This window comes from Roseovarius litorisediminis, from assembly GCF_900172295.1.
GTDB lineage: Bacteria > Pseudomonadota > Alphaproteobacteria > Rhodobacterales > Rhodobacteraceae > Roseovarius > Roseovarius litorisediminis.
Map to the genome: position 1 here is coordinate 1 of NZ_FWFL01000003.1, position 23217 is coordinate 23217.

Consider the following 23217-nt stretch of genomic DNA (forward strand, 5'->3'; position numbering starts at 1 on the left):
ACGCCTGTTTCGAAGGCTGAAAGGATACCGACGCATCTTCTCAAGGTTCGAAAAGCTGGACGTCATGTACCGCGCTTTCCTGAATTTCGCCCTAATCGTCGATATGATTAAGTGTTAACAGGCCCTAGTATAAGGTCCGGTTCGCCTGATGGGAGGTAACGTTAACGTCATCGGCGGCAAACCTTTGACGGCGCAGGGTTATATGGCTGCTGCTGTTTTTTTATTTTCCGGGGGTGACGTGCTTTGGAAATAAGCTAGGGTCTGCGCGAATGCGAACAAGGCGGAAGGGCCGGATATGAAAAGGAACCCGTTGGGACGCACCGGGATTATGGTGAGCGAATTATGCCTGGGATCAATGACTTGGGGCACCCAGAATACGATGGCCGAAGGGCATGCTCAGATTGATCGCGCGCTGGACGCCGGGGTGTATTTTGTTGACACAGCCGAGATGTATCCGGTCAATCCAATCAGCGGTGAAACCACTGGAAAAACTGAGGAAATCATCGGTGAGTGGTTTGCAAGAACCGGGCGGCGGGATGATGTAATACTGGCCACAAAACATTCCGGCGCTGGGTTTGCACATGCCCGAGACGGGGCGCCGATTTCTTCCGAAACCATCCCTCAAGCCGTTGAAAGTTCATTAAAAAGACTAAAAACAGACCATATCGACCTGTATCAGTTTCACTGGCCCAACCGGGGCAGTTACATGTTTCGGCAGAACTGGCGGTTTGATCCGTCAGGGCAGAACCGCAAAGATACGCTGGCGCATATGGAAGACGCGCTGGAAGCTTTGCAGCGCGAGGTCGAGCGCGGGACAATCCGTCACTTTGGCCTGTCTAACGAAAGCGCCTGGGGCACGGCGCAATGGCTGCAGGTGGCCGGGGAAAAAGGCGGTCCAAGGGTGGCCTCAATCCAAAATGAATATTCGCTGATGTGTCGGCTGTATGACACCGACCTTGCCGAGTTGAGTGTCAACGAAGATGTTGGTTTGCTTGCCTTTTCGCCGCTGGCGGCAGGGCTGCTGAGTGGTAAGTACCAGAATGGCGCGGTGCCTGAAGGGTCCAGGATGGCACTTAATGGCGACCTTGGCGGACGCAAAACAGATCGGGCGTTTAACGCGGTGGAGGCATATCTGGAGATTGCCAAGCATCACGATTTGAATTGCGCGCAGATGGCGCTGGCATGGTGCCTGACGCGGCCATTCATGTGCTCGGCCATTTTTGGTGCTACGACGATGGCGCAACTGGATCTGGCATTGGGCAGTGCCGATCTGACGCTGTCAGAGGAGGTGCTGGCGGAAATTGACGCAGCCCACAAGGCGCACCCAATGCCCTATTGAGATGGCGCAGGATTGCCGTCGGCGACGTGTACAGTTTGTACGATTTGTACGTGGAATTTGTACAAATCCGGACGGTTTTCTGCGGTGGCGTACAAATTGCACAAAAACTGCGCTGACTAGGCCCGTTTCAGCCTGGTTGGCGACTGGGTGGGCCTGACAGGAACACATATGGTACGTGCGAAAATCGCCGAATGGAGCAATGCGATGATCAACTACAAGCCCGGCGATGATGTGGGCCCGCTAGAGGACTGGCCGTTTGATAATCCGGCCAGCGGGTATCGGATCAAAGAGGGCCGCCCAAGGGCATCGGGCCGTATTGATGCGGGTGGGCCCGGATACCCAACCCGGTTCGGCATCTGGCGGTGTACGAAAGGCGTGTTCGATTGCACCGAGCAGGGGGACGAGTTGATGGCAATCCTTTCCGGCCGGTGCCGGTTGATCGATCACGTCAGCGGAAAGACAAGCAGCCTTGGGCCCGGTGACAGCCTTTTTGTCCGCGATGGCACCCGGGTAACGTGGGAGATTATCGAGGATGTCGTGAAAGTTTTCTTTGGTCAGAAGCCCGACGGCTTTTAACCTGAAGATGCTGACCAAGGGCTTCTGAGGGCTGGTGACCCACGGAAGAGTCACCAGACACCTGTCACAGACAAAGCTTACCGGTTTGCAGTCAGCCTGCCTTTTGGATTTCCACCTGATGCGGGTAGGGAATGCTGATTCCTCCTTTGTCGAAGGCTTCTTTGACGGTCTTTGTCATGCCGAATTTCAGGTCCCAGAAATCATCGGCGTCGCACCAAAGCCGCGCTGTCAGATCAACGCTGCTGTCGCCCAGGTTGGTCACGCGCACCCACGGTGCAGGGTCGTCATGCACGCGGTCGTCGGCTTGGGCCAGATCAAGAATGATCTGGAGTGCACGGTCGGCGTCATCACCGTAGTCGATGCCGAATGTCAGGTCGCAACGGCGGGTCGGGTGATGTGAGAAATTGGTAATGACCGAGCCCCAGGCCTGACCATTGGGCAGGATGATCTGTACATTGTCCGGTGTTGCCAGTTCGGTGAAGAACAGGTTGATTTCCTTGACCGTACCCGAGGTGCCGCCGACGTCAACATATTGTCCGATCCGGTAGGGCCGGAAAAGAATCAGCATGAACCCCGCGGCCAGATCGCTGAGCGTGCCCTGCAACGCCATTCCAATGGCCAGCGTCGCCGCGCCCAGAACGGCGACAAGGCTGGTGGCCTGAATGCCGAAGATGCCCAGCACGGCGACCAGCACCATAAGCAGGATCACCCATTTGATGATCGAGGCCGCGAAATTGCCAAGCGTGTTGTCGATGCGGGGGTTGGCGTTAACCTTGCGGCGCACCAGTGCGGCGACCATACCTGCCAACATCCAACCGATAACGAGGACCGCCAGTGCCTTGACGGCGCTGATGACAAGGGGGCCATAGCTGATGATCTGCTCAAATATTGCCTGCATTTTCGTCTCCTCTTGTCGTGTTTGGATACAGGGTATGGCATGAAAAAAGGCCCGCCGAAAGGCGGGCCTTAGCGTCATGTCCGACGCTTATTTCTTTTTGGCCAGCGCGTCGCGGATTTCCATCAGGATATCCAGTTCGGAGGGGCCCGGTTCTTCGGCGGGGGCCTCTTCTTCTTTCGTGGCAGCGGCATCTTTGGCCTTGTTCACCATCTTGACCAGCATGAACACAACCCATGCAATGATCAGGAAGTTGATGATGGCCATGATGAACCGGCCGATGGCAAAAACGGCGGCGCCGGCCTCTTCTGCGGCGGCGAGTGTGGGGTAATCGCCCCCATCCAGCACGACGAAAATTTCGGTGAAATCAATGCCGCCCATGAACAGCCCGATGATCGGGTTGATCAGATCGGCCACAAGCGAGCTGACAATCGCGGTAAATGCCGCGCCGATGATGATACCAACGGCCATGTCCATGACATTACCTTTGGCGATGAAGTCTTTGAATTCTTGAAGCATTTCTGTCCCTTTACTTCACTATAACGAGTCTGTTCGCACCTGCCGCCCTTGCTTTAACATAAATTGGGGCAAAATGAATCCTGCAAATTGGGGGGGAAAACGCATTGGTATTCCCTTGCGCATTTTGTCGATGGAACGCGCCAGCTATGCTGTGCTTCTTTCCTGCATCGTGACACGCAACCCTTCGCCCTGGCCGGTGAACCGGGCATCCGTGGCTGACAGCGTCTGAATACGGTCAACGCGGAAAGTGCGGAAATCACGACGCAGGTGACACCATGCCGACACGACCGAGACCTCGACATAGTAGGTGAGCATCAAAGGCCAGATGCGGCGTGTGGTCTGCGTGTCGGCCAGTGACAGGTAGGTGATCTCAACCTCGGTCTCATCTCTGATGGCGCGGCGCAACAGGGCCCCGGTATTGCGCGGATCGGAGGGAATTCCCCAATCCGACACATCCATTGCCGCACTGGCGCCTGTTTCGATCTTGTCCAGTACCCGGCGCGCGGCCTGTTGCAGTTCGGCGTCACCAGTGCGGGCCAGAAGACCCATGCCGACAATCAGCGCTTCTTGTTCGGTGGCATCGAAATTCAGCGGCGGCAGGTCATAGCCGGGGCGTAGAATATAGCCCACGCCAGCGGCACCGTCGATGGGGATGCGCAAAGACTGCAGGCTGGCAATGTAGCGATAGATCGTGCGTGACGACAGCTCCATCCGGGCGGCGATCTGATCGGCGGTCATCGGGCCGCGGGCCCGGCGCAAAAGGTCGATGACTTCGAACAATCTGTCGGTGCGCTGCATGAGTGCTCCGTTTTTGGTCTGGCTACCCGGACACTCCTGACAGCTAGCTGTCAGGAGTGCAACGCTAACAGTTTCAAAGGACAAGGAGTATCCGGGCAATGGATGACAGTGGCAAACGGCAAATCGGCATTTTTTTGATGCTGGGATCGGCGTTTTTGTTCAGCACCGCAGGTATTTTCACCAAGGGGGTCACGGCCAGCGCATGGCAGGTGATTTTCTGGCGGGCGCTGTTCAGTGCAATACTGGTGGTTGGCACAATTTCCGCGCGGCGGCGCTGGCGCACCGAGGTCACCGGAATGGGGTGGCGCGGGATTTTGGCCGCCATTATCGGGGCCGGTGGCACCGCGGCGTTTCTGAGCGCTTTCAAACTGACCAGCGTGGCCAATGTGGCGCTGATCTATTCCATGACACCGCTACTGGCCGCGCTTCTGGCCTGGGCGCTGATCCGTGAGGCACCGGGGTGGAGCGTTGTGCTGGGTGCCCTGTTGGGGGTTTGCGGAATTGGCGTGATCCTGAGCGGGTCGCTGGGGCAGGTCCATCTGAAGGGCGATCTGCTGGCGCTTGTGATGTCGGTGGCGCTGGCGTTGTTGTTCGTGCTGTACCGGTGCTGGCCCGATACGCCCTCGGCGGGGCCGACAGCATTGTCGTCGGTGTTGCTGCTGCCGGTGGCCGCCGTGATGGCACCGCCGTTGGCAGTGCCGCTGGCCGAGATTGCGGTGATGGCCGCGTTCGGGCTGGTATTCGCATTGGCCTCGGTTCTGATGTTCGAGGGGGCCAAGTGCCTGCCATCAGGGCAAACCGGATTGTTGAGCACAGCCGAGACGCCTTTTGCCATGGTGCTGGCCTGGCTGATCCTGGCAGAATGGCCGGGTGCCGCAACGTTGGCCGGCGGGGTGCTGGTGTTGGCAGGGGTGATGACGGGCAGTCGGCGCCCGCGCCGAAATACCAGTAGTCGGCCATTGACCGAAAACAGCAGCGGTTGAGGTGTCAGATTGCCTTTGCGGTTCGGGACTTGCCATCCAGATAGTGCCGGCAGAACCGGTCCACGCCCGCATGCAGGAGCAGGGTGAAAATGGCCAGCACGATCAGGGATGCAAACATCAAGTCGATTTTTGCACGGCCATTGGCAAGCAGCATCAGATAGCCCAGCCCTTTTGAGGCCCCGACCCATTCGCCGATGATGGCGCCGATGGGGGCGTAGACCGCAGCCAGACGCAGCCCCGAGGCAAAGCCGGGCAGGGCGGCAGGCACACGGATGTGCCACATGATACGGCGTGGATGGGCGCCCATGACGCGGGCCAGATCAAGCCAGGGGGCGGGCGTGCGCATCAGCGCGTCGAAAAACGCTGACGTAACCGGGAAGTAGATGATCAGCAGGGCCATGAATATCTTGGACGACAGGCCATAACCCAGCCACAGGGTTAGAACCGGGGCAAGGGCAAACACCGGGATGGCCTGACTGAACACCATCATTGGCCGGATCAGGGTGCGTGCGACCGGCGACGTGGCCAGCCCAATTGCCGAAAGTCCACCCAGTAGGGCGCCCAGCATCAGCCCGATCAGCACCTCGGCGATGGTGATCACTGCATGTTCTGCGATTAGTGCCCGGCTTTTCCACAGTGTTTCAGCCACCAAAACGGGGCCGGGAAGGATAAAACGCGGCAGGGCGCCCAACGTGACGACGGCCTGCCAGAGCAGCACCGCAAACAGCGCCGAGGCGAAAAGGCTGGCGGCTTTTTTCATCGCTGCCCTCCAGGTCGAACAGCATCAAGGCAAAGGCGCGAAGATCTGTTCGTGTGCCGACGGGTTGTGCTGTGCGGTCTCTGAAGGAAGGCGGGGTGCATATTCTATACGCTTTCGTCTTGTTGCGTGGTTTGACGGAGCAGCGCCAGAAGCTGCCCCTGTGTCTTGAGGGTTTCGCCATCATCCACCGCACGCGGGGCAGGGCTGGGGGGCGGCGGAAACGAGGATATTCCGGTTTCGGTCATGATCAGGATTGTATCGGCCAGTCTTGCGGCCTCGGCCGGGTCATGAGTGACCATCAGCACGGTGCGCCCGGACAGCAATTCCACCGTCAGGTCCTGCATCTGCGAGCGGGTGCGCGCATCCAGCGCCGAAAAAGGCTCGTCCAGCAGGACGATGGGGCGGTCTTCCATCAGGGTGCGGGCCAGGGCGACCCGCTGGCGTTGTCCGCCCGACAGGGCATCAGGTGTCTTGCGGGTGTGGTCTGAAAGTCCGACCCGGCCCAACACACGCGCAGCGCGCGCATGATCTGGCGTCTTACCGCGCAAGCGGGCCCCCAGCAGAACGTTATCCGTCACATTCAGCCAGGGCATCAACAGATCGCTTTGCGCCATCAGCGCAGTGCGCCCGGCAAGTGGAAGATCATCCGAGGCGTTGAGATGCCCGTCAAAGCGCGTGACGGCATCAAGCCCCGCCACCAGCCGCAACAGGGTTGTTTTGCCGACCCCAGAGGGCCCCAGCAGGCAGGTCCATTTTCCGGCCCCGATGGTCAGTTGCAAAGGACCGAAGAGCAGGGTGCCATCAAACCAGGCAGACCCGGATATCAGCAGCGAAGGGGCCGGAGTCATGTAGATGCCCCAGTCCTGAGCGGGCCGATGAAATGCCGACACCGGCAAGTCATCAAAAAGCGTGGCTGGCGTTGTGTTGCCATGTCTTTTCCTAGCGTTGTCATAGCTTTGCAGAGGAAGAGCGTGGCGTGTTGGCAATTTTGCCTGCTCCGTTCCCTCCGCCGGTGCTGACCGGATCAGGTTCGGTGGGTTGGTTTGTTAAAACCTCTCAGCCACGATAGCGGCACCCCAACGGATGCAGGGGTTCTATCAGCAAGCTGAGCCCGGAACAAGCCGGGTCGCGAGGCTGACGCCAACCGGAAAGTTAGGGACAATTTCCTATGTTGGTAGAATCTTAACATAGCCTTGGGATGCTTGCCGTGAAGTAGTGGAGTGACGAATGCACGGGCTTATCAACAAATCGGTCGAGCGGTTTGTACGTGATACCTATGGGCGGGATGTCTGGGTTGGAGTGACCCGGAGGCTGGATCTTGGATTTACTGAATTCGAGGCGTTGCTAACCTATGATCCCGACATTACCCAGCTGGTGCTGGACGAGGTTGCGCAAACATTAGCAAAAGCACGCTCTGAGGTTCTGGAGGATATCGGGACCTATCTTGTATCGCACCCCAGTTTCGAAGCGCTCAGGCGGCTTTTACGGTTCGGTGGCGTGACCTTTGTAGAGTTTCTGCAATCACTTGATGACCTGCCGGAACGGACCCGTCTGGCGCTGTCCGACTTTGACCTGCCGCGCCTGGAATTATCCGAACACTCCAATGATTTTTACACCCTGACGGTCTATACAGGCGACACAGAACTGGCCCAGTTTGGCTATGTTGTGGTTGGATTGCTAAGGGCGATGGCGGATGATTACGGGGCGCTGGTGCTGCTGGAACACAAGGGCGTTCGCGGTGGCACGGAAATTGTCGAAATCCACCTGTTGGAAATGGCATTTGCCGACGGCCGTGCCTTTGACCTTGGGGCGCGGGCGCGATGAGCGGGCTGCCAGGTGAAAATCATCTGGGTCCGGTGCTGGATACCCTATGCCCGATGCATGCAGTGCTTGATGCGACGGGACAGGTGATCCACCTTGGGCCGACCCTGAAAAAACTGTTTGCAGACAGGAATCTGAACGGAGCCCGGTTCACAGACCTGTTCGAGATCAGGCGGCCACGCGTCGGCCCGACCATGGACGATCTGCGCCGGATCGCGCACGGCAAACTGCATCTGCGGCTGCGCGACGCGCCCTGTACCGAACTGAAAGGTGTCCTGGTTCCGTTACCCGAAACCGGGGACTTCGGGGTTTTGGGCGGGGCCATTGTGAACCTGTCGTTTGGAATTTCCGTGACCGATGCCGTGCGGGATTTCTCCCTGACCAGCGCGGATTTTGCGCCCACGGACCTGACCGTGGAAATGCTGTACCTGATCGAAGCGAAATCAGCGGTTGTTGCGGCATCCCGCAAGCTGAACCTGCAATTACAGGGCGCAAAAATTGCCGCCGAGGAACAGGCATTTACCGACACACTGACCGGATTGAAGAACCGGCGCGCGATGGATCTTGTCCTGAGGCGCCTGATCCTGAGCGGGCAGAATTTTGCGTTAATGAATCTGGACCTGGATTATTTCAAGGCGGTCAATGACAATTTTGGTCATGCGGCGGGGGATCATGTGCTGCAACATGTGGCGCGGGTGATGGTGGAAGAGATCCGCAGGGAAGATACGATCATCCGTACCGGCGGGGATGAGTTTGTACTGGTGCTCACGCAGAAGGTTGACAGGCACGCGGTCGCAGAGATTGCCAGGCGGCTGATTGAGAGACTGGAACAGCCGATATCCTTTGGCGGTCACGAATGCCGGATATCGGCAAGTGTCGGTGCGACGCTGAGTTGCAGGTATTCGGACCCCGACCTGTCTATGTTGCACGAAGATGCCGATTGCGCGCTTTATGCCGCAAAGGGCCGCGGGCGTGGATGTTTCGTTCTTTACCATGCGGCGTTGCGATCGGGTTCAGGACAAGCCGGTGAACTGCCCGAGCGGCGGGTTGACGACTAGGCCCAGGACCGGTTGCCGCCGCCGGATGGCAGACACGGCAACATGGCGACAATGCCCAGCATCACCGAGATAAACGCCAGACAGCGGCCGAGGGGGAGGCACCGTTTTCCTGAAATTCACTGCCTGTTTCAGCCAACTCAAACCTGGCCGCCGATAACAGGTGCGGCGGCATCATAGGGTTTTCCTTTGCAACGCAACGGAAACGCCTATTTTCCAGAGCATGACTGGGCTGATAGCGAAAACTGTAAGATTTATTTTGCCGCGCCCCGCCGCAAACCGGGACCGGCCAAGCTGAAAGGACACGTAATGCTGAGAACCGGTGATCAATACCGAGAATCCATCCGCGGAACCCGCGAGGTGTATATCAACGGTGAAAAGGTCAGGGACGTCACCGTGCATCCGCAGTTCAAGCCGCTGGTCGATATCCGTGCACGCATCTACGATATGCAGCACGAAGAGGCGCACCGCGATATCATGACGGTCGAGCAGGACGGCGAACGCAATGCGCTGGGCAATGCGCTGCCCTATACGCAGGATGACTGGTGGGCCAAGCGAAGGGCCACTGACAACATGATGAATGAAATCGGCGGCGTTGTGACCCGCGTGGGCGACGAGACCGTGGGCGAGATGTGGTCGCTTTACGATGGTCAGGACGTGCTGAACGAGGTCGATCCGCAGTTTTCCAAAAACATCGAGAACCACATTTTCAACGTTCTGAAAAACGACCCCTTTCACGTGTCGGCGAACACTGACCCCAAGGGCGACCGATCCAAAGCGCCTCAGGATCAGGACCCGGATATGCTGTTGCATGTGGTTAAGGAAACAGATGCGGGCATCATCGTGCGCGGGGCCAAATATGAAACCGCTGCCGCCTATGCCAATCAGGCCTTTACCAAGCCGACGATTGCCAACTGGGGCAACAACGAGCTGTCGGATTATGCGGTGGGATTCATTTGCGATCTGAACTCACCCAACCTGAAATTCATCTGCCGGACCGGGTTTGCCGGACGTGCGCCGGAAAAAGACTATCCGCTGGCGAACAAGTTCGACGAGGTCGATACGATTGTCATTTTTGATAACGTACTGATCCCATGGGAAAATGTTCTGTTTTACCGCCATACACGCGCGGCGGCGTTTATCCGGGCAACGCTGCACCGCTATTCGGCTTTTGCCTTTGTGCAGCGCAATCTGAAGCTGGCGGACATGATGATCGGTGCCGCACTGTTCAATGCCCGTCAGACCGGGTTGGACAAACAGCAGGCGGTGCAGGAAAAACTGGCCCAGCTTGCGGTTTACCGTGAGGGCATTAACGCGCATTTGACTGCGGCCATCACTTTGGGGGAACGCAGCCCGGCGGGACTGATGATGCCGAATCCGTCGCTGTTGTATACCGGGCGTGTGCATGCCTGTTCTCAATTGCACAACATGGTCCATATCGCGCGCGAGCTATGCGGGGGGCAGATTTGTGTGACACCGGATTTAGCTAGCTTTGAACATCCCGAGACCAAGCCCTGGATGGACAAGTATTATACCATCAACGACGAATGGGTGGCGGATGACCGGCGCAAGCTGCTGGCCTTTGCCCGTGACATGCTGAATTCGGACTATGCCGGGCACCGGCTGACGTTCCAGCTGTTCGCGCAATCACCGCCCTTCGCACATCTGGGTGCGGTCTATCGCAACTTTGGCTGGGACGGGCCGCTTGCATTTGTGAAAGATGCGGCCAACCTGTCGGATAACGTGATGAGCGGGCAGGCAGGATCGATGGGTGACCCTGCCGTGGCCAAATGGTTTGCCGCCAAGGCGGCGGAATGAGCGAAAGGTTGAAAGATGGCCAAGGATCACATCGACGCGGTTGAAGCCCTGCGCGGCAACACGTCCCTGCCATTTGAGCAGGCCAGGGCGATGCCGCCCGAAGTTTATACCTCGGACGCGTTCACCGAGCAGGAACTGGAGAAAATCTTTCGCAAGGAATGGTTTTGCGTTGGTCGCGTGGATGCGTTGGCCAGGTCTGGTGACTACGTGACCTGCGATCTGGCGGGGCAACCGATTGCGGTCGTGCGGGACGCCGCGGGCGATTTGCGGGCGTTTTCGAATGTTTGCCTGCACCGGATGTCGACACTGCTGCACGGGCGCGGCAATACCAAATCCATCGTCTGCCCCTACCACGCCTGGACCTATAATCTGGACGGGTCCCTGCGTGGCGCGCCGGCAATGTCGCAGAACCAAGGGTTTTGCAAAGACAATTACAAACTGCCCAAGATCCGCTGCGAGGAATGGCTGGGCTGGGTTTTTGTCACGCTCAACCCCGACAGCGCGCCGGTGGCCGAACAACTGGCCGAGGTTGAGGGGCTGATCGAAGACTACGACATGGCTGGCTATGTCGAATCTTTTTATGAAACCCATGTCTGGGATACCAACTGGAAGGTGCTGGCCGAGAATTTCATGGAAAGTTATCACCTGCCGGTCTGCCATGCGGGCACCATCGGCGGCATGAGCAAACTGGAAGAGGTGGTGTGCCCCGAGGGGCGCCCTGCGTTCAATTTCCATACGTTTTTCAAGGATGGTTCGCTGCCCATCGCGCAGGCACACAAGGATAATGACCGACTGAAAGGAGACAGGCGGCGCACCAGTTTTCTGCTGGTGATCTATCCGTCGCTGATGATCACGCTGACACCGGGGTATTTCTGGTATCTGTCGCTGCATCCCAACGGGCCGGGGCAGGTGCGGATGGGATTCGGCGGCGGCATGGCGCGCGACTATGCCGCCGAGCCAGAAGCGCAACAGCATTTTACTGCTTTGCGCGCGCTGTTGGAGGATGTGAATGTCGAGGATCGCGGATGCACCGAAAAGGTCTATCGTGGCCTGTGTTCGGGGCTGTCGCGGCCGGGACATCTTTCGCATCTGGAGCGCCCGAACTATGACTTCGCCCATTACCTGATCAACCGGATCGACGCGGCCTGACAGGGCAGCTCAAAGAATTGGACCTGTAGAATGATTCACAAACGTATTCGCCCTTTCAATACCAAAGAAACCTATCCCGAACAGAAGCTGGACAACGATCTGAGCCAAGGCGTGGTGGCCCGCGGCACCATGGTGTTTCTGCGCGGTCAGGTCAGCCAGGATCTGGACAGCCGCGAAAGCCTGCACACAGGCGACGCGGCGGCACAGACCGCAAAGACCATGGAAAATATCAATATGCTGCTGAAGGAAGCGGGCAGTGAGATGGCCCATGTGTGCCGGATTGTGGTTTACCTGACCGATATCCGCTACCGCGAGGCGGTGTACCAGGAAATGGGCAAATGGCTGAAGGGGGTGCATCCCTGTTCCACCGGAATTGTCGTGCCCGCCCTTGCGCGCCCGGAATGGGTGGTGGAAATTGAAGTAACTGCCGTAATTCCTGACTGAAGAACTGGACCTGACATGACTTTTTCAATCTCGGCCCGCTGCCCCGACAGCAATATGTTTGGCATTGCGGTGTCGTCGTCTTCGCCTTGTGTGGCGGCGCGTTGTGCGCATGCGCGTGCCGGGGCGGGGGTGGTGGCCACGCAGAATATCACCGACCCGCGACTGGGGCCGAAGGGCTTGGATCTGATGGGGCAGGGGATGTCTGCCTCTGAGGCGCTGGAGCGGCTTAAGGTGGATGCGCCGCATCTGGAATACCGCCAACTGGCGCTGGTGGATGCCAATGGCGGCACAGCGCATTTTTCGGGCGCGAATACGCTGGGAACACACCATGTGGTCACGGGCGACGGGGTGGTTGCGGCGGGCAATCTGCTGTCGACGCCAAAGGTGCCCGAGGCCATGGTCACCGCTTTTGCCGATACCGCCGGTCAGCCGCTGGGTGACCGTCTGGTTGCCGCGATGCGGGCCGCGCTGAAAGCGGGCGGTGAAGAAGGGCCAGTGCATTCGGTGGGTATGGTGCTGGTACGTGATGTGGCATGGCCCGTGGCTGACCTGCGCATCGACTGGACCGACGGATGCCCGATCGAGGAACTGGACGCGCTTTGGTCCCGCTGGAAAAGCGAGATGGACGCCTATGTCAGCCGCGCGCTGAACCCGTCAGAGGCGCCAAGCTATGGCGTGCCGGGCGATCTGTGAGGTGGCAACAACGCTGGACATCCTTGAGCGGTTGATTGCGTTTCCAACACTTAGCCGCACGTCAAATCGCCCCCTTATAAGCTACGTAACCGGGTTACTGGACAGCGCGGGTATCGGGTGGTCTCTGATTGAAAGCCCGGATGGGACGCGGACCAACCTGTTTGCCACTGTCGGCCCGCAGGACCGCCCTGGGGTGGTTCTGTCGGGGCACACCGATGTGGTGCCAGTCGAAGGACAGAACTGGACAACCGATCCGTTCCACCTGCGGCATGCGGAAGGCCGGTATTACGGGCGCGGCACGGCAGATATGAAGGGGTTTGTCGCCTCGGCTATATCGGCGGCTCTTTTTGCGGCCAAACGCCCGCTGGTGGCGCCGCTGCATCTGGCGCTGTCGTATGATGAAGAAATCGGCTGTATCGGCGTGCGCGGGTTGCTGGACTGGTTGCAGCATCACGGCCCCAAAGCGGCGGTCTGTATTGTAGGCGAACCCACAGGCATGAAGATTGCCACCGGCCACAAGGGCAAGACAGCGCTGCGCGCAAGTTGCACTGGCCATGCCTGCCATTCGGCGTTGGCACCCGAAGGGCTAAACGCGCTGCATCTGGGCGCGGATTTTCTGACCTGCCTGCGACAGCATCAGGCGCGTATCGTTGCCAATGGCCCCCGCGAAGAGGGCTATGATGTGCCCTATACCACGCTGCATGCCGGTCTGATGTCGGGCGGTCGGGCGCTGAACATTGTGCCGGACCATTGCGATATCGATTTTGAAATCCGCAACATTGCAGCAGATGATCCGGCGGGGATTGTCGAAGCCTTGCGGGCGGATGCGCAGGCCATAGCGGCACCGTATCGCAAACGTTTCCCCGAAGCTGCCATAGAGATCACGCAGGAGAACGCCTATCCCGGACTGCAAGCCGGTGAAGACATGGATATTGTCGCCCTTCTGCGCGATATCACCGGAAGCAATGACGCGCTGATCAAGGTGGCCTTTGGCACCGAGGGCGGGCTGTTTCAAAGCGTTCTGGGCATGCCCGTGGCCGTCTGCGGCCCCGGTGATATGGCGCAGGGCCACAAACCGGACGAATTCATCACCGCCCAACAGCTGGCCCGGTGTGACGCAATGATGGCGCGGCTTATCGGACGGCTGGAAACCGGCCTTTAAGCGACCGCCTGCCGAGATGGGAAAGACCGCACAGGACTGGACATTTGCGGTGGCCTCGCCCACGAATTGATGTGCCGCCTGTGACCGAGGGCTGTCGCGGATCAGGCATTAACCGGGATTTAAAACGCCATGCGATTCACCTTGCGTCAGCTTAGTTATTTCATCGCAGCCGGTGAAACCGGCAGTGTTACCCGCGCGGCTGAGAGCGTGAACATCTCGCAGCCCTCTGTTTCAGCGGCGATTGCGCATCTGGAAAAGGAATTCGGCGTGCAGCTGTTTGTGCGCCAGCACGCGCAGGGCCTGTCGCTGACGCCGGCGGGCGAGCGGTTGTTGCAGGCCGCGCGCAAATCGCTGCGCAGTGCGCAGGATCTGTATGACCTGGCGGGGGATATGGCCGGCGTTGTTTCGGGGCAAATCAATGTCGGAACATTCCGGACGTTCGGCGCCCTGATCATCCCCGAACTGTGGCGGTCGTTCACCGAAATTTACCCGGATGTTCAGATCAGACTGACCGCTGGCAACGAAGCCGAATTGATGGAGCAGCTTCGCAAGGCGCGGATTGATGTGGCATTGACCTATCAGGTGCATCTGGCCGACGACATGCAGTTTCTGCCGCTTGCGGAATTGCCCACCTATGTGCTTTTGGCGGCGGATCATCCGCTTGCGGACAGGTCCTCGCTTAATCTTGCAGAGCTGGCGGCGGACCCGTTTGTGCTGCTTGATCTGCCACTAAGCCGACAATACATGTTGTCGCTGTTCGAGCGCTCGGGGCTAACCCCGAAAATCATCGCGGAATCCGGGGATGTGGCGATGTTGCGATCACTGGTGGCCGCCGGGATCGGGTATTCGCTGATGACGTCACGACCGCTGAACATGCGTGCCGAAAACGACCGACCGCTTGTCTATGTGCCGCTGGAAGGGGATCAGGCACCACTGGTGATCGGGCTGGCGTCTTTGAAAGACATGCAGCGTACCCGGCTTGTAAACGCGTTTGAAGACCACTGCCGGGACACCATCGTGCCTGGTAATATTCCGGGCATGCGGTCTTTTTGAAACCAGCGGACCGGTTGCCTCGTAAATCCTGAATATCTGCTGCAGAAATCCCGTCTTTGAACCGGGCGTTCCTTCTTGCACGATGGGGCACCATCAAAATGGCCGGGAAGGATATGACATGACTGCCAGAACAGATCAGAGTTTGCGCGACCGGTTTCTGTCGGGCATGAGCAATGCCGCCTGCACCGTCAATGTGGTGACAACAGACGGGACGGCTGGACGGGCCGGGGTGACGGTATCGGCGATGGCGTCCGTATCGGCGGATTCGGACAAGCCGACCCTGCTGGTCTGCGTTCACGAGAAAAGCCCGGCTGCGGCGAAGATCATGGAAAACGGTGTGTTTTGCGTGAATGTCCTGCGGGATGATCAGACCTATATCTCGGACACGTTTGCCGGGCGCTTCAATCATGAGATCGGCGACAAGTTTGACTGTACCGACTGGGTTACCTGCGAGACAGGCGCGCCGCGTATCAAGGATGTGCTGGTGGCCTTTGACTGCCGTTTGCAATCCGGTGAACGCGTCGGGACACATCATATTTTTCTGGGAGAGGTGAATGATCTGCATCTGTCAAATAACGGCTCGCCACTGATCTATGCCAACCGGGCCTATGGCTCCTCTAACAGGATTGACGGGGCCAAAACACTGGGGGCGGCACGTTCGATGGAGGCCAGCAAGCTGACGGTCGGTTGTTTTCAGACATTCGCCCCGTTTGTGATGCCCCGATTGCTGGGGGCGTTGCCCGATTTCGATATCAGACTGATCGAAGGCGATCACCGTCGTTTGCGTGAAAGCCTTGCTTCAGGCGAATGTGAACTTGCCTTGGTCTATGATCTGGATCTTGGCGATGACATGGCTGCCGAGCCGCTGGTAGAGCTGGAGCCCTATGTATTGCTGCCCCAGGCGCATCCGCTGGCGCATCTGCACGAGATTGCCCCCCATGAACTGGCAGAAGAGCCAATGATCCTGCTCGATATCGACCCAAGCCGTGATTATTTCGTGGGGCTGATGCAGGCCGCAGGTGTGACGCCGATGATCCGGCATCGGATCAGTTCGTTTGAGATGGTCCGCGGCATGGTCGGGCATGGTCTGGGCTATTCGCTGCTGGTCACCCGACCGGCGGTGGGGATGACCTATGACGGCATGCCGGTTGTCGCCCGCCCGCTGACCGGCGTGAGTAAAAGATCCAACGTGGTTCTGGCGTATCGCAAGGATCGCAACCTGTCCCCTGCGGCCAAAGGATTTGCAAGCAAGTGTCACGCTTTGTTTGGGGCGAATACTGCTACAGCGGCAGTCACCCGGAAAGCCAGTTAGTCAGGGGCGGTCTGCAGAGACGGGCCGCGCGGGATTATCTGATTGCCCTGAGCAGCCGGTAGGCCAGCGCCAGAATGCCCAGGGCGGCCAAGGCGATGACAGACCAGTTTTGCGTGGGAAGGTTCGCGGCGATGACCCCGGCAAGCGCCCATATGATGGCCAGGGGATAGGCCCATTCCCTGCTGCGGCAGGACTGGACATAGAGCGCGACAATCAGAACGATGCCAAGCATTGTCAGCGCAGCGGTATTGGGCGAAACGAGCCCGTAGCCCCCCAGAACCACGCCAGTGCCCACACCTGTGGCTGCGGTCAGCCAACCGGCATAAAGTGCGACCGGGCGCACTTGCCAGACAGGAGTGCCGTGCCCGGCGCGCAACATGGCCATGATCGCTGCGACTGCCATTGCCACGATCATGAATGTCGCCAGAACCGGAGAGGCATTCGCGGCAGCCACCCAGAACGCGCCGATCGCAAGGCTGATCAACAACGGTTTGCGCATGGCCTGCCAGTCGGTATCATCGGGTGTCTTGAACAGCCCCCAGATGGCACCCGCAATCAGCCACAGATAAATCACGCCCCAGATGCTAAAGGCCCAGCCTGCGGGCTGCACCGGCCAGAAATCCTGCTGAATAGGAAACTGTTCCGGCCTGTAGCCTGCGAAACCGGAACTTAACAGCGGTGATGCAGCAAATGCGATGGCGGCCAGTAAAACTGCAACGGCAAGGATCGGGAAGGGGCGGGACATTGGGAATACCTTTTGATGTCTGGTTTATGGCTTGGCGGCGGTATCGGGGCGCATGGTGGCGATCAACTCGGCCACCTTTATGCCGAACAGGCGCATTTCGGATCTGTTCATGATGATCCCGTTTTCAGTCAGGTACATCCAGTCAGTTGCGTTAAGCGTATAGCCCCCGGCCTCTTTAGGCAGGATGATCTTGTAGCGCAGCATGACGGTCGTGCCGGACACAACGCCCTGAGCCACACCTTTGATATCATCCGCCGTGGCGGTAAACCGATTGCCGGGGCCAGTTTTCAGATACCATTTACGTCGCTGCCTGCGACCGTTGGAATAGGTGAAATCTTCGGTCAGGGTGCCGCTGTCGCCGCTCCAGTCCCCCTGCATTTCAGCGACAAAGCTGTTGGTCATCCTGCCAGCCGGTCCATAGATCAGCCCCTCGGACAGGATCGACCCGGAAAGGTGTTTTTTGAGATCGAGATCAGGGCCGGTATCCGAATAGTCGTCGGGGGATTGGGCGCGAAAGCTTAGAAGCAGGGTTTTTGCCAGGAACGCTGCGACAGACAACAGTAAAAGGACCGTGAGGGTCTGCATGGCGTTCAATCCCTATCAGGAAGCGTCAGGACAAAGCCCAAGGCAACAAGTTTCAGAAGGCAAGGGACAACAGCGTAGGCAATGTTAAGCGTTGCCAGCGCCGCTGCGCTGTTGGCTTGCCCGGGGGTAAAGCCGTTTCTTTCAAGCAGGGGCAAAACGATGAAGGCGGCCAGTGCCAGACCCAGTTTTCCGGCAAAGGACCAGATGCCGAAAGCAGCCGAGGCATTCAGCCCGGCCCTGGTCAGGGCAACTGAGAACATTGCCGGTAACACCACCATGTCAGCGCCCAGAGCGGCACCCGAGGCAACGCAAATCGCTGCAAAACCCAGAATGTTTCCAGGCGCCAGAAAACCCGCGCCGATAAAGCCCGCGATGGCCAGTGGCATGGCAATCAGCAGCGTCTTTTTGGCACCAGAACTGTGGCTGACCCGTGCCCAGAGCGGCACGCTTAATCCCGCACTGAGGAAAAACAGGATAAGCAGCGGGCCCGCGCTGCCTGTCAGTTGCAGGCGATCCTCGACAAAGAACAAAAACAGCGTTGACGTCAGCGCCACCGGCAGGCTGTTGACCAACGCCAGTATCAAAAGGCGCAGAGCGCCCGCGCTTGCAAGCCCCTTCAGGGAAAGGGTTTCTCCGACAATGGGTGTGCGGCGCCAGATCGGGCAGGTGACAATGGCAGTGACCACAGCAATGGCGCCAAGAAACACGCCAAAGGCCGGGTAGCCCTGATCGGTCGCCCCCAGTCCGACAAAGACAGCCGGGGCGATCGCGGCAATCACCACGCCCGCCAGCATGCCGCCTTCGCGAAAGGCCGCAAGTGTCATGAGTTCGCGCGGATCAGGGCGTTTGGCCAGCGTCGCGCTGCGCCCGTAAAGCAGGATCATTCCAAGGCTATAGGCGGAAAAGAGCAACACCAGAATGACAACCAGTTCTGCCACCAGATGGGGGCCTGAACGGGGCGCAAACAGCATCGGGAAACCGATGGCAAGTCCGCCTGCTGCCAGCATGGCAAACAGGCCTTGCGCCCGCGGCCAGCGGTCAATGGCCCAGCCGATCAGCGGGTCCTGCACCAGATCAATCAGTCGGATCAGCAAAAGCACCGTGCCGATCACGCCCAGCCCCACACCCAGATTGACCGAGGCAAACCGCGGCAGATGAATATAAAGCGGGATGCCAGCTGCCGCCAGCATCAGCGCATAAAGGCTGACGCGCGGGTAGACCATCAAAGGCCCTGCGATCTGCAAGTAAAGCTGGATAAACGGGCGTTTCCGTTCTGTGAGGTTGCGCTGAAGCGGTCTTTTGTCCGAAGGTGCTTCAAGGGGCAGTCGGTTCGCCCGTTGCGACGCAGCAACATAGGGGCGCTGCGGTTACGCATGTGCCAATTCAACCTGCACGACATTGGTGTGACCGATCGCAAACGAGGCGGCGCAGATTTCCAGATAGTATTGCCAATTGCGAAAGAACGTCTTGCCATAGCCCAGTTCATCAATCCGGCGTTTCTGTCCGGCAAGCCGTTCGGCCCAGATCCGGCAGGTCTTGGCATAATCCTGACCAAAGGCAAAGTTATCCTTTACCTCAAGCCCGGCCCCTTTGGCCTGTTGCGCGATCACCTTGTCAGATAGCAGCATGCCGCCCGGAAACACATATTGCCGGATATAGTCTGAAGAGGTTTTGTAGGTCTCAAAATAGCTGTCCCTGACGGTGATTGCCTGCAGCAAAACCCGCCCGCCTTCTGCCAGGTTACGTTTCAGCACGTCAAAATAGCTGGGCCAGTAGCGCGCACCGACGGCCTCGATCATTTCGATCGAGACAATGTTGTCATACTGCCCTTCAATGTCGCGATAATCGCGCAGCTGGATGTCCGCGCGCCCGTCGAGGCGGCATTCGGCATAGCTGTGCTGGTTACGAGAAATCGTGACGCCGGTCACATCCCGACCCTCGCGGGCGGCGTGTTCGGCAAACCCGCCCCAGCCGCAACCGATTTCCAGCAACCGTTCGCCCTGACCCAGCCGCGACAGGGCGCGGGTGTTCTTGAGGCTCTGCGCCTGCGACAGGTCAGTGCCGCCGGGTTCGAAAAGGCCCGAGGAATAGTTCATGCCCTCGTCCAGCCATAGCTGATAAAATTCGTTGCCGACATCATAATGCGAGCGGATGTTCTTGCGCGCTCCGCGCCGCGAATTGGCCCGCAGGAGTGTATCCACCGCCCGGAATTTTGCCCGGTTGAACATGCTGGCCTGATCATAGTTGCCAAGGTGATCGCGGTTGCGCATGGCCAGTTTCATCAGCCCCTCGATCGAGGGCGTATCCCACAGGCCCTGGACATAGGCTTCACCCAGACCGACCTGCCCATGCGCTGCCATCGCAGACACCGCCGCCCAGTCGCGGATCACCATCTCGGCCTCGGGGCCGGAGGTGCCAAAACTGTACCGCTCGCCCTCGGGCGTGCGCAGGGTCAGTCGGCCTTCACGCAGTCGCCCGCACGTCGTCAGGAATTCTGATTTCAGGGCTTTGTTTGTCAGTCGCAAAGGATGTTCCTTTCATCTGCAGGGGATCGTCGATCATGCGGACAATGCGCATGGCGCTGGCGATGCCGTCCTCGTGAAAGCCGTGACGGTTATAGGCCCCGGCGAACCATGTATTGTTCTGCCCCTGCATAGCGCGGATCCGGCCCTGTGCCTGCAAAGCAGCCTTGTCAAAGACCGGGTGGGCAAACTGAACCTGATCATAAATCTTTTCGGCGGGTATATCGCGCGAGGGGTTGAGCGTGACAAAAAGCGGATCATCCTCGGGTATGTTTTGCAGTTTGTTCATCCAGTAGGTCACGCCGATCGCCCCATTCTGGGACCGATAGGCCCAGCTGGACCAACAGGCCCGCCGCCTGGGCATCTGGTTGGTGTCACAATGAAGAACGGCCGTGTTGGGTTGATACCGGATCGCGCCAAGGGCCGATGCCTCGGCCGGGGTGGCATCCGCACCGAGGATCGCCAAAGCCTGATCCGAGTGGCAGGCCAGGATGATGTCATCAAAGACCTGCGCGTCTTGCCCCCGGGTCTGAACCGAAACGCCAAACCGCTGCCGTGTCACCCGTGCAACAGGGGTATTTTTAAGAATATTGCAACCGCGCGCTTCAAGCGCCGTTTCAAGGCGGCGCACATATTCGATACTGCCGCCCTTCACCGTCCACCATTGATGTTGACCGCTGTATGCCAGCAAGGCGTGGTTTCTGAAAAACTGAATCAGTGACTTTGCTGGAAAAGCATCGACTTCGGCCACGGGCGTTGACCAGATCGCGCCACACATTGGCAAAAGGTAGTTGTTACGGAACCACAGTCCCAGGCCCAGATCATCCACCAGTTCACCGATCGTCTTGCTGTCGTCGGTCGCTGCGGCCTCGGCGTGTTTTCCAAAGCGCAGGATATCCGCGATCATCCTGTAATACTGGGGCCGCACCAGATTGCGTTTCTGGGCCGAAATTGCCCGTAGACTGTTCAGACCATATTCAAGCCTACCGTCATCAATACTGGCCCCAAAACTCATTTCGCTTTTGATCACCGGTACGTTCAGATCGCGGAAAAGCCGGGTCAGATAGGGGTATGTGACATAGTTAAACACGATAAAGCCGGTATCAACCGGCTGATCGCCGTTCCGCCCAGCCAGAACCGTGCGGGCATGTCCGCCAAGCCGCGGAGCGGACTCGAATAAGGTGACTTGATGCCGAGCCGACAGGTAATAGGCGGCTGAAAGGCCGGAAATACCCCCCCCGACAATCGCGATGTTCTTTCGGGGGCCTTGGGTCTGATCAAGCATTCGGTCCTCATTCACTCTTGCTTACAAGGCAGATACGCTGGCTTTGACGGGTTGGATCACAATAGGGTTTACAAAAATTCCGGCATGCGATTGTTCGCGTCGGGAAAAACCGAAAACAAATGATCCGGATGCACAGTTGCTGCGTATTGATCTTGTCATGATGGAACATATTCAAGCACAGACCTGTCACGCCCGACGCGGCGCACTTAAAAATGCTTTTCGCTATGGTGTGGATTACGTGCTGAGCGATCTGCATGATACCGGCCCCGCGTTGATGTCGCGCAACCGCTTCAACCTCTGGTCGCTCTGGGATCGCAGGCATGGCGGTCCGCGTGGTGACGGACGCGGGCTTGCATGGTTCAGGCAGGTTTTATCAGAACGCGGGTTTCCGGTGGAAAATGCGCAACTTTTATTGCTGACCCAGCCCAGTTTTCTGTGGGTGCATTTCAATCCCGTCAGCTTCTGGATCGCGCTGCTGGAGGGCAAACCCTGTGCCTTTGTGGCCGAGGTGAACAACACCTTTGGCGACCGCCATTGTTATTTCTGTGCCCATGATGATTTTCGGCCGATTGGCAGAACGGACAGAATTATTGCCGAAAAGCTTATGCATGTGTCGCCGTTTCAAAAAGTGGCAGGGCGGTATGTGTTCAGTTTTGACATGTCCGGGGGCGCGATTGATATCCGTATCAACTATGAGAACGGCGACCAGGGTGTGCTTGCCACCCTTGCCGGCGCGCGCAGGCCTGCCACGAATGCGTCGCTGCTGTGGGCCGCGCTTCGCCGCCCGTTTGGTGCAGCGCGGGTTGTGGCGCTGATCTACTGGCAGGCGATGATCCTTTACCTCAAGCGTGCGCCGTTCCTGAAAACACCTGAACCGCCCGAGCCGCTGATTTCCGACAGTCATACCTTTCGAAGGCATCAGTAATGGTTTCGGTTTCAGGGAAAACCTACTGGCTGGTTGGCGCCAGTGAAGGTTTGGGGCGAGAGCTGGCCAGAGAATTGAGCGCCCAAGGTGCACGGCTGGTGCTCTCGGCGCGCAATGCCGGCCGCCTTGAAAGCCTTTGTGCCGAATTGCCTGACGCGCGCGCCGTGCCTCTGGATGTGACCGATCTGAAAGCGGTTCGGCAGGCCGCTGCCGGGATCGGTCCGATCGACGGCTTGATCTATAATGCGGGTGCCTACGATCCGATGCGTGCGACCGGGTGGGATGCCGATGCCGCGCTGACCATGGCAGATGTCAACTTCACCGGGGCCTTACGGGTGCTGGGCGAAGTGGTGCCACAGTTCATGCGTGCAGGTAGGGGTGACATCACCCTGGTCGGATCGCTTGCCGGGTATCGCGGGTTGCCTGCCTCCATCGGCTACGGCGCCAGCAAGTCTGCGCTGATCAGTCTGGCCGAAACCATGCGGCATGACCTGAAAGGCAGCGACGTTGTCGTCCGGATCGTTAACCCGGGTTTCATCAAAACCCGCCTGACCGCGAAAAACGATTTCAAGATGCCGATGCTCATGTCACCCCGCGACGCCGCTAAACGGGTTTTCAAAGCCATGTGTTCTACCCGATTTCGCACAGATTTCCCCGCCCCGTTTTCATTTGCCATCCGGGCGCTGGATTTCATTCCAGACTTTTTGCTCTACCGCGGAAAGTAACACCCGGCAGATATCAACCGGATATCATTTGGACATCACATGAATCATACCGA

The 23217-nt window shown here is 58.5% G+C and carries 24 protein-coding genes, 1 pseudogene and 1 riboswitch; of the genes and pseudogenes, 15 read left to right on the top strand and 10 right to left on the bottom strand.

The window, feature by feature from the left end:
• The 3 genes and pseudogenes from PEL8287_RS19725 to PEL8287_RS06140 all read left to right on the top strand — a co-directional run.
• Positions 1–118: pseudogene (locus PEL8287_RS19725) on the top strand (IS5-like element ISCARN85 family transposase); the annotation flags it as partial.
• Positions 119–295: 177 nt separating this feature from the next.
• Entirely contained in the window at positions 296–1339 is a 1044-nt protein-coding gene (locus PEL8287_RS06135) for an aldo/keto reductase (RefSeq protein WP_085891515.1), read from the top strand.
• Between the two features lie 168 nt (positions 1340–1507).
• Complete coding sequence (locus PEL8287_RS06140; protein ID WP_085891516.1) at positions 1508–1915, top strand: cupin domain-containing protein; 408 nt, start codon at positions 1508–1510, stop codon at positions 1913–1915.
• A 91-nt stretch (positions 1916–2006) separates the two neighbouring features.
• Here the strand turns inward: PEL8287_RS06140 and PEL8287_RS06145 are convergent, their stop codons facing one another.
• The 3 genes from PEL8287_RS06145 to PEL8287_RS06155 form a co-directional block, all read right to left on the bottom strand.
• On the bottom strand, positions 2007–2813 hold the full coding sequence (locus PEL8287_RS06145; RefSeq protein ID WP_085891517.1) for a mechanosensitive ion channel family protein: 807 nt from the start codon (positions 2811–2813) through the stop codon (positions 2007–2009).
• A gap of 87 nt (positions 2814–2900) precedes the next feature.
• Positions 2901–3329, bottom strand: coding sequence for a large conductance mechanosensitive channel protein MscL (gene mscL / locus PEL8287_RS06150; protein ID WP_085891518.1), 429 nt, complete (start codon positions 3327–3329; stop codon positions 2901–2903).
• Between the two features lie 144 nt (positions 3330–3473).
• Complete coding sequence (locus PEL8287_RS06155) at positions 3474–4127, bottom strand: helix-turn-helix transcriptional regulator (RefSeq protein ID WP_085891519.1); 654 nt, start codon at positions 4125–4127, stop codon at positions 3474–3476.
• Positions 4128–4225: 98 nt separating this feature from the next.
• Here PEL8287_RS06155 and PEL8287_RS06160 point away from each other — a divergent pair, with 98 nt between their 5' ends.
• The gene (locus PEL8287_RS06160; RefSeq protein ID WP_085891520.1) at positions 4226–5110 is read left to right on the top strand and encodes a DMT family transporter; all 885 of its coding nucleotides are present in this window, start codon (positions 4226–4228) and stop codon (positions 5108–5110) included.
• Positions 5111–5114: 4 nt separating this feature from the next.
• Here the strand turns inward: PEL8287_RS06160 and PEL8287_RS06165 are convergent, their stop codons facing one another.
• Complete coding sequence (locus PEL8287_RS06165; RefSeq protein WP_085891521.1) at positions 5115–5870, bottom strand: ABC transporter permease; 756 nt, start codon at positions 5868–5870, stop codon at positions 5115–5117.
• A gap of 104 nt (positions 5871–5974) precedes the next feature.
• On the bottom strand, positions 5975–6718 hold the full coding sequence (locus tag PEL8287_RS06170) for an ABC transporter ATP-binding protein (protein WP_085891932.1): 744 nt from the start codon (positions 6716–6718) through the stop codon (positions 5975–5977).
• 136 nt (positions 6719–6854) lie between these two features.
• Positions 6855–6959, bottom strand: a riboswitch (TPP riboswitch).
• A gap of 138 nt (positions 6960–7097) precedes the next feature.
• Here PEL8287_RS06170 and PEL8287_RS06175 point away from each other — a divergent pair.
• The 9 genes from PEL8287_RS06175 (at position 7098) to PEL8287_RS06215 (ending at position 16377) form a co-directional block, all read left to right on the top strand.
• Positions 7098–7694, top strand: coding sequence for a heme NO-binding domain-containing protein (locus PEL8287_RS06175; protein WP_085891522.1), 597 nt, complete (start codon positions 7098–7100; stop codon positions 7692–7694).
• A complete protein-coding gene (locus PEL8287_RS06180) occupies positions 7691–8749 on the top strand; it encodes a GGDEF domain-containing protein (protein WP_085891523.1) in 1059 nt (352 codons plus the stop codon). The genes PEL8287_RS06175 and PEL8287_RS06180 overlap by 4 nt, the downstream gene beginning before the upstream one ends.
• A 306-nt stretch (positions 8750–9055) precedes the next feature.
• Entirely contained in the window at positions 9056–10564 is a 1509-nt protein-coding gene (locus PEL8287_RS06185; protein WP_085891933.1) for a 4-hydroxyphenylacetate 3-hydroxylase family protein, read from the top strand.
• 15 nt (positions 10565–10579) lie between these two features.
• On the top strand, positions 10580–11713 hold the full coding sequence (locus tag PEL8287_RS06190) for an aromatic ring-hydroxylating oxygenase subunit alpha (protein WP_085891524.1): 1134 nt from the start codon (positions 10580–10582) through the stop codon (positions 11711–11713).
• A 30-nt stretch (positions 11714–11743) separates the two neighbouring features.
• Positions 11744–12157: a RidA family protein gene (locus tag PEL8287_RS06195; protein ID WP_085891525.1), complete on the top strand. Its 414-nt coding sequence runs from the start codon at positions 11744–11746 to the stop codon at positions 12155–12157.
• A gap of 15 nt (positions 12158–12172) precedes the next feature.
• Positions 12173–12850: a DUF1028 domain-containing protein gene (locus PEL8287_RS06200; protein WP_085891526.1), complete on the top strand. Its 678-nt coding sequence runs from the start codon at positions 12173–12175 to the stop codon at positions 12848–12850.
• Between the two features lies 1 nt (position 12851).
• Positions 12852–14012, top strand: coding sequence for an acetylornithine deacetylase (gene argE, locus PEL8287_RS06205; RefSeq protein WP_235862220.1), 1161 nt, complete (start codon positions 12852–12854; stop codon positions 14010–14012).
• Between the two features lie 129 nt (positions 14013–14141).
• Entirely contained in the window at positions 14142–15065 is a 924-nt protein-coding gene (locus PEL8287_RS06210; protein WP_085891528.1) for a LysR family transcriptional regulator, read from the top strand.
• 118 nt (positions 15066–15183) lie between these two features.
• Positions 15184–16377 carry a LysR substrate-binding domain-containing protein gene (locus PEL8287_RS06215; protein ID WP_139837714.1) on the top strand — a complete coding sequence of 398 codons (1194 nt, stop codon included), beginning with the start codon at positions 15184–15186 and terminating at the stop codon, positions 16375–16377.
• Between the two features lie 34 nt (positions 16378–16411).
• On the opposite strand, the gene PEL8287_RS06220 is transcribed toward PEL8287_RS06215, so the two are convergent.
• The 5 genes from PEL8287_RS06220 to PEL8287_RS06240 form a co-directional block, all read right to left on the bottom strand.
• On the bottom strand, positions 16412–17122 hold the full coding sequence (locus PEL8287_RS06220; RefSeq protein WP_085891530.1) for a TspO-related membrane protein: 711 nt from the start codon (positions 17120–17122) through the stop codon (positions 16412–16414).
• Positions 17123–17146: 24 nt separating this feature from the next.
• On the bottom strand, positions 17147–17707 hold the full coding sequence (locus PEL8287_RS06225) for a DUF3833 family protein (protein WP_085891531.1): 561 nt from the start codon (positions 17705–17707) through the stop codon (positions 17147–17149).
• Between the two features lie 5 nt (positions 17708–17712).
• Entirely contained in the window at positions 17713–18930 is a 1218-nt protein-coding gene (locus PEL8287_RS06230) for an MFS transporter (protein ID WP_085891934.1), read from the bottom strand.
• Positions 18931–19074: 144 nt separating this feature from the next.
• Positions 19075–20232: an SAM-dependent methyltransferase gene (locus tag PEL8287_RS06235; protein WP_085891532.1), complete on the bottom strand. Its 1158-nt coding sequence runs from the start codon at positions 20230–20232 to the stop codon at positions 19075–19077.
• The gene (locus PEL8287_RS06240) at positions 20171–21514 is read right to left on the bottom strand and encodes an NAD(P)/FAD-dependent oxidoreductase (protein ID WP_085891533.1); all 1344 of its coding nucleotides are present in this window, start codon (positions 21512–21514) and stop codon (positions 20171–20173) included. The genes PEL8287_RS06235 and PEL8287_RS06240 overlap by 62 nt, the downstream gene beginning before the upstream one ends.
• Positions 21515–21671: 157 nt before the next feature.
• On the opposite strand from PEL8287_RS06240, the gene PEL8287_RS06245 reads away from it, so the two are divergent.
• Entirely contained in the window at positions 21672–22439 is a 768-nt protein-coding gene (locus PEL8287_RS06245) for a DUF1365 domain-containing protein (protein ID WP_085891935.1), read from the top strand.
• Entirely contained in the window at positions 22439–23164 is a 726-nt protein-coding gene (locus PEL8287_RS06250; protein ID WP_085891534.1) for an SDR family NAD(P)-dependent oxidoreductase, read from the top strand. The genes PEL8287_RS06245 and PEL8287_RS06250 overlap by 1 nt, the downstream gene beginning before the upstream one ends.
• Positions 23165–23217 lie beyond the last annotated feature (53 nt).